This is a genomic window from Anaerolineae bacterium, from assembly GCA_011176535.1.
Classification (GTDB): domain Bacteria; phylum Chloroflexota; class Anaerolineae; order Anaerolineales; family DRMV01; genus DUEP01.
In genome coordinates this window covers 1-7,146 of the sequence record DUEP01000096.1, presented here as the reverse complement: position 1 = coordinate 7,146, position 7,146 = coordinate 1, and the positions used below count along the sequence as shown (strand labels likewise).

The following is a 7,146-nucleotide window of genomic DNA, read 5'->3' as shown; positions in this document are numbered from 1 at the left end:
TTCTCTTCTCCTTTGAGGAGCTTGGTACAGCCCAGTGGGTATTTTTATGTCTATTTACTAAATTGAAATAGGCTCCCGGGTCGGAGCCATGGCGAGAAACCCTTTTCTCCCCCGTTACCCCGTCCCCAGCTGCCAGGCCAGGGCCGAGTAGCGGGCGCGGGTGCGGGCGTCGCGCACGGCGATGGCGATGGCCTTGCGCTGCCCCACCAGCACGCACAACCGCTGCGCCCGCGTCACCGCCGTGTAGAGCAGGTTGCGCCGCAGCATCATGTAGTGCTGCGTCACCAGCGGGATGACCACCGCTGGGAACTCCGCCCCCTGACTCTTGTGCACCGAAATCGCGTAGGCCAGCACGATCTGGTCCGCCTCGCTCCAGGCGTAACGCACCCGATGGGTGCCGAAGTCCACCGTCAGCGTCTGGCGCGCGCGGTCGATCTCGGTGATGATGCCCAGGTCGCCGTTGAACACTTCGTAATTATAGTTGTTCTCCACCTGCATCACCCGGTCACCCAGGCGAAACATCTGCCCGAAAAGCAGCACCTCGGACCTGTCGGCCGCTGGGGGATTGAGCGCCCGTTGCAGCGCCGCGTTGAGGGCGTGCACCCCGGCCGGGCCGCGGTACATCGGCGCGATGACCTGAATCTCCGTGAGCGGGTCCAGGCCGAATTTGCGCGGGATGCGGTCCGCCGTCACCTCCACCACCCACCGGGCCGCCTCCTCAGGGGTCGCCGCGGGGAATAAAAAGAAGTCCTCCGCGTCTTTGGGGAACAACGGCATCTCGCCGCGGTTGATGAGATGGGCGTTGGTGATGATGTACGACCCCGCGGCCTGACGAAAGATAGTCTCTAAGCACGTTACCGGCACCTGGCCCGAAGCGATGAGATGGCGCAACACATCCCCCGGCCCCACCGACGGCAACTGGTCCACATCCCCCACCAGCAACAGATGCGCCCCGGGCTGCACCGCCCCCACCAGGAAGTAGGCCAGCAGCAGGTCCAGCATGGAGGCCTCGTCCACCACCACGACCTGGGGGGGAAGCGGGTTCTCCGGTCCGTGGCGAAACCCCGTGCCCGGCTGATAGCCCAACAGCCGATGCACCGTAAAGGCCTCGCGCTCCGTGGCCTCGGTCAGGCGCTTCGCCGCCCGGCCTGTGGGCGCGGCCAGGACATAGGACACCCCGGCCCGCTCTAGAGCCCCGATGAGCGCCCGCACCGTGGTCGTCTTGCCCGTGCCGGGGCCGCCGGTCAGGATGCTCACCGGGCTCCGCAGCGCCTGGCGCACGGCTTGTTGCTGTGTGGGCGTCAACCCCTCCCCGGAAAACCGGAGCGCGGCAGGCAACCGCGAAGGAGCGGTCAGCAAGGTCCAAAGGCGCTCGGCCAGGCCCCGTTCGGCCGTGTACAGGGGCAGGAGATACACCCCAGGGATGCGCTCTCCCTTTGAGGGGTCAGCGTCCCCCGAGGAGGTCCCCTCGCCGGACCCCGGGGGAGGGGCCACTTCCTCCAGGATAAGTTCTCCCTCCTGGGTCAGGGTCGTCAACATCGGGTCTAAGGCGTCCCCATCCTCGACCCCCAGCAAATCTTTGGCTATGCGCAACAGTTCGTCGCGCGGCAGGTACACATGGCCCTCGCGCACGGCCTCCTGCAAGGCGTAACCCAGCCCGGCGGCCAGCCGCGAAGGGTGATTGGCCGGCAGTCCCATGGCCTGGGCCACCTTGTCGGCTGTTTGGAAGCCCACGCCCCGGATGTCGCGCGCCAGACGGTAGGGGTCCTCGCGCACCACCTCCACGGCCTGCTCGCCGTAGGTCTTGTAGATTTTGACGGCCAGCCCGGTGGAGATGCCCTGGTCGTGGAGAAAGAGCATGATGCGCTGGATGGCCTTCTGCTCCTGCCAGGCCTGCACCAGGGCCGCCGCCCGTTTGGGGCCGATGGCCGGCACCTCACGCAGGCGATGGGGCTGCTCGTCGAGCACGCGCAGGGTATCGGCGCCAAAATGGGCCACGATGCGCTCGGCCAGCCGCGGCCCAATACCGCGCACCAGGCCCGAGCCCAGATACCGGCGAATGCCCTCCGCCGTGGCCGGGAGCACCCGCTCGCATTCCTCGGCCACGAACTGCAGACCAAAGCGAGGATGCTGCTTCCAGCGCCCCCTCAGCGTCACCGATTCGCCGGGGGTGAGATCGGGCAAATGCCCCACCACGGTCACCAGACCTTCACGGGAAAGGCCGGGCACCCGGCGGTCGGGCCGCAACCGAAGCACGGTGTAACCGTTCTCCGCGTTGTGAAAAGTGATGCGCTCCACAGCGCCGGTCAGCGTCTCCATGAGCCTCCTGCCTTGGGCGCCGCTATCCCGCGCCCAAGGAAACCCAGAGCATCCGCCCGCCCAGGAGAAGTAAGGCCACCAGCACCAGCCGGCGAAACCGGGCGGGGGAAAGATGCGCATCCAGCCGTCCTCCGGCCCACAGGCCTAGGACCAGGCCTGGCACAGCCCAGGCCGCGCGCAGCCAGGTGGCCGGGCCGATATGTCCGGCCACAAGATGGGCGAGGAAGACCGCCGTGCTGCTGCTCAGAAAGAACGCCTGCAGATTGGCCTTGAACGCCGCGGGGGGCCACTCCTGGGCATGACCGTAAAGGATGACCGGCGGCCCGGAGGTGTTGTACGCCCCGCCCAACGCCCCTGCCAGGAAGCCCATCAGCCAGGGCCAGAAGCGGGCCTGCAGACGGGGCAGCCGCCATCCCAGCAAGGCGTACAACGCGTAGCCAGCCAGCACCACACCCAGCCCGGCCAACAACCAGCGTTCGGGCCAGCGCCGCAAAAGCGTCACCCCGACGGGGATTCCCGCCAGGGAAGCCAGCACCAGGCGGATCACCGGCCCCCACCGGAGATGCTTCCAGTAACGCCACAAGATGGCAATTTCAACGGCCATACTGACCGTGGCCACCAACGCGGTCGCCTGGGGCAAAGGCAGGCGCAGGCTAAGCAAAGGCATGGAGACCAACGCCAGCCCAAAGCCGGTGGCACTCTGGGTCAGCGCGGCCAGGAAGAGCACGCCGGTCACCCACAGGGTTTGAGAAAGCATGGTTGTCTCCTTCGACCTTTCTTGCCCTGACAGGAAAGACAAACGAGAAGCGGCGCTCCCGGTGAGTCTCTCGGTCACATCAATCAAACAAGTCTGGGAGTGCAAGTCCTGCTCGGCCATAGCAAGATTGACTTTTCCACCCAGGCACGCGCGTCGCCTTTGTGGAATACGGCGGAATGCTGGCGCTGGTACCGCCGCCGGAGCAGCCCATTGAAACCATGCACGGGCTCCTGGCAGAGGAGCCTTCCCTCACCGAAGACCTGTTGGCAGCACACCGCGAGGAACAGGCCCACGGGGAATCTTTTGGGGAAGAAGGATGAGGGTCAACACGCTGGTTCTGGACAGTTTTGCCATCCTGGCCTTTCTTCGCGGCGAACCCGGTGGCGACGCGGTGAAAACATGGCTTCAGCGTGCCCAAGCCGGCCGAGGCCGGTTAGCCCTCAGCACGATCAACCTGGGTGAAGTGCTCTACATCGTCGAGCGGCGTCACGGCCTGGCACGCGCTGCGCAGGTGTTGGCCTTCTTGCAAGCAGGCCCGCTTGCGCTCTACGAAGCCACCTTGCCGCGGGTGCTGGCGGCAGCCCATCCCAAAGCCCGCTTTCCTATCGCCCTGGCCGACGCTTTTGCGGCCGCCCTGGCCCAGGAGATGGGGGCTCCGCTGTTAACCGGCGACCCCCAAATTCAAGGCCTTCGAAGGAACGCTCACGATCTGCTGGCTCACCGGAGCCTCCTCCTAAAACGCTTTTCCCGAGGCCGATTCCTTTGTCAGGCGGACCAACACTTCACGCAGCACTGCCACCGCCCGCGCGTATTCCTCCAACGGCAGGTGTTCCTCCGGCGTGTGGTCCAGGCGGCTGTCGCCCGGCCCGTAAGCCACGGCCGGGCAGCCCCACACCGGCGCCACGATGTTGAGATCCGCCGTGCCCGTTTTGCGCACGAACCCCGGCCGCCCCCCCACGGCCCGAATGGCCTGCAGAAAGGCCCGCACCAGGGCGTTCCGTTTGTCGCTCACATAAGCCGGAATCGGATAACCTTGCGGCTGCACCTCGGCGTCGGGGAGCGCCTCCCGCAGCCGCGCGTACCAGTCGTCAGGGGGAACATCCAGCGGAAGGCGGCACCCCACGGTGAGTTCGGCCCACTCGGTAAAGCCATCGCCCCCCGAGGCCAGCCCGCGCAGAGTGGGCTGGAGTTGCTCGAAGGCACGCGGGCGCTCTGTGTTGAAGGTCTCCGCCATCTGACGCACCCGCAGCCAAGCCGCCACGGCCGCCTCGGCCGCGCTTTCCTCGCGGGCCGCCGTGTGCGCCAGGGAACGGGTGACCCGCACCCTGGCCCAGGCGCTGCCCTTGTAGCCCAGGGTCACGCGGTGCCAGCGGCTGGGCTCGCCGATGATGGCAAAGGCCGGGCGGTACCCCTCCTGTTGGGCCACAAAGCGCGCGCCGCGCGACTCCCGCTCCTCGTCCACTGCACCGATGACCACGAACTGCCACCCCGGACGGGGGCCGACGGCGGCCACGGCGTCGGTGAAGGCCGCCAGGGGGCCTTTGGCGTCCACCGAGCCCCGACCGAAAAGCACCTCACCCTCTCCGGGTAACGTCTCCACCCGCACAGGAATCTCGCCGGGCACGGTGTCGACGTGGCCCAGGAGCACAATCTGGCGCGGCCCCTCGCCCATCACACTCACGGCGTTGCCCGCCGCATCACGATAAGCATGGGTATAGCCTAACTCGGCAAAGCGCCGCACCAGAAAGGCCACGGCTTCTTCTTCCTGGCCACTGGGGGAGTAGCGACCGACCAGGCCCATTAGCGTAGCAAAGGCTGTATCCACGGCGTTTGACATGGGCGCCATCCTGCTGTAGCTATGGTAGGAGACAAAGGGTTACCTGGCAACGATACCACAAAAACCCCAACGGGACAACGGCGGCAGGCCAGGCCAGGCAGCGCCAGCCCACGCCTGATTGGCTGTTCACGTTCAGCGGTCTCGTTCCTCAAATCCCGTCAATCATGGTATAATTTTTTATCTAATTCTCATTCCAGACTTCTCATCCCCCAAGTGCTTGCCTGAAGAACACCCGCTCTTGTTTCACAGGATATGGGGAAAAGCACCTGAACCACCCGAGGCTTTTCCCAATTCCATAAAAGTCCCCTTCATTTACTGGGAGGTATGATGGCAAAACGGTTTGCACCTCCTCGTCCCCGGTTCTGGCTGCGGCTCCTGGTCGCCGCGCTGACCTTCCCCCTCTTCTGGGCCCTCGGCCAACCCATCGAAAGCCCTCCACAGGCCCAGGCCGCCCCTGCTGAACGCCCCTCCTTCGTCACGGCGCCGGCCGTTTCATTAGATGTGCCAGCATCGGTGTTTATTGGGGAAACGTTCACCTTCACCGTGACCTTCGACAACACCGACACCGCGCCAGGTTACGGCCCCATCATCGACCTCGTCCTCCCCACCAACGGCGCGGACGGCGCGCCCGACCCTGACGGTATTGCCTTTGTCAGCGCCGCCCTATTTGGGTACTACGGTGGAAGCCACCGTGCTTACCGTGCCCTCCTCACGCTGTGTCACCCATCCCTACATCGTGGACGACACCGGCTCGGCCATTCAAGTCTGTGGACTAACAGCCGGGGATACCTTCGTGGCTCTACGCCTGCCCTTCGGCTCGTTCACCCCGGACCAGCCCCCAGCCACCGTGCAGGTCACGGCGACGATGAGCGACCTGGCTGATTTGAACACCCCGCTCACCGTCCGGGCCCGCGGCGGCTACCAGTTCGGCAGCACCCCCCTGGACGACTGGTGCTGCGGCGACGACCCCAGCCCAACCCTGAGCCCCTGGACGAGCGCCTCGGTCACCCCCATCCTGCTCACCCTCTCCAAAGCCTACAGCGTCTCCGAAGACGAAACGGCCAGCGGCCCCAACTTCCCCCGGCAGTACACGGTGACCGCGGAAATCGCGCCCGGCCAGACAGTGGACAACTTCACCCTCGTCGACACCCTTCCCGACAATATGCAGTTTGTCTCCGTGGTGAGCACCAGTCCGGCCGGGGCCACCTGCACCACGCCTTCCACCTCCGCTCCCGGCGGCACCCTCTCCTGCAACTTCGGCACCGTCAGCGGCACGGTGAGCATGACTTTCGCCTTCTACATCCCCCTGCGCGATGCCAGCAACGCCCGGGTCATCGACTCCACTACCGGCGACGATGCCTCTTCCTGCAACAACGCCAAGGCCAGCGGCTCCTGGACGCCAACAGATACCCGCGACAACACCACCTCGTTCACCGAAGACCCATCCGGCTGCGAACACACCCTGACAGACAAGTCCATCGCCGTCCAGAAGACCGTCACCCTGGTGCAGGACAACGGCGCCCCGGGCTACTCCCCCGACGATGTGCTGGAATACACCCTGACCTTCCAGGTGTCGGATTTCTTCGCCTTCCAAAATGTGGTGCTTCAAGATGTGATTTCCGACGGCCAGCGGCTGGACGCCACCTTCACGCCCACCCTGCAGGTAAACGGCAATGGCTACACCCTGGCCGCCGCAGCCATAGCCACGGCCAACTACGATGTGGCCTGTGACTATACGGGCACTCCAGGCGCGGAGTGCACCATCGACAACACGACTTTGCCCAACACCGGCACCACCACCCTCACCTTCCGGGTCTCCAACGAACTGGTCACCCGCGGTCAGGATGGCCGCCTCATCGGCGGTTGCGTACCCCCCAGCGGCACCAGCGGCGGCGACCCTGATTGCAACGCCTACGACGACGGCCCCACCACCGGCACCATCACCTTCCGCACCGTGGTCCAGCAAAACTTCAGCGATGACTACCCCTCCGGCGACCCCAGTGTGGACCAGGGCGACACTCTCACCGACGATGTGACCATCATCGGCGACCTGCTCCAGGTGAGCGACGCCAGCACCCCCACCGGCCAGAGCGAGGCCGACACCAGCACCGCCTCGGCGCAGATCCCCCGCGGCGCGCTGACGAAAAGCATCTACGCGGTCAACGGCAGCACCTCCTTCACCGCGCCGGTGGAGGTCAAGCCCGGCGACACGGTCACCTACCGTCTCACCTAC

5 protein-coding genes and 1 pseudogene are annotated in these 7,146 nt (G+C 65.7%); 3 read left to right on the top strand and 3 right to left on the bottom strand.

The window, feature by feature from the left end; genetic code table 11:
• Positions 1 to 114 precede the first annotated feature (114 nt).
• Positions 115 to 2,319, bottom strand: coding sequence for an ATP-dependent RecD-like DNA helicase (locus tag G4O04_08720; protein HEY58598.1), 2,205 nt, complete (start codon positions 2,317 to 2,319; stop codon positions 115 to 117).
• Between the two features lie 22 nt (positions 2,320 to 2,341).
• A complete protein-coding gene (locus G4O04_08715; GenBank protein ID HEY58597.1) occupies positions 2,342 to 3,076 on the bottom strand; it encodes a sulfite exporter TauE/SafE family protein in 735 nt (244 codons plus the stop codon).
• Positions 3,077 to 3,252: 176 nt separating this feature from the next.
• Here G4O04_08715 and G4O04_08710 point away from each other — a divergent pair, with 176 nt between their 5' ends.
• Both G4O04_08710 and G4O04_08705 read left to right on the top strand, forming a co-directional pair.
• On the top strand, positions 3,253 to 3,396 hold the full coding sequence (locus G4O04_08710) for a hypothetical protein (GenBank protein ID HEY58596.1): 144 nt from the start codon (positions 3,253 to 3,255) through the stop codon (positions 3,394 to 3,396).
• Positions 3,393 to 3,761: pseudogene (locus G4O04_08705) on the top strand (type II toxin-antitoxin system VapC family toxin). Before G4O04_08710 ends, G4O04_08705 begins: the two are co-directional and overlap by 4 nt.
• 48 nt (positions 3,762 to 3,809) lie before the next feature.
• Here G4O04_08705 and G4O04_08700 read toward each other — a convergent pair.
• Entirely contained in the window at positions 3,810 to 4,913 is a 1,104-nt protein-coding gene (locus tag G4O04_08700) for a [LysW]-lysine hydrolase (protein HEY58595.1), read from the bottom strand.
• A 691-nt stretch (positions 4,914 to 5,604) separates the two neighbouring features.
• Between G4O04_08700 and G4O04_08695 the strand changes: the two genes are divergently transcribed.
• Positions 5,605 to 7,146, top strand: a 1,542-nt coding sequence (locus tag G4O04_08695; protein HEY58594.1) for a hypothetical protein, incomplete at its 3' end; no start/stop codon positions are given.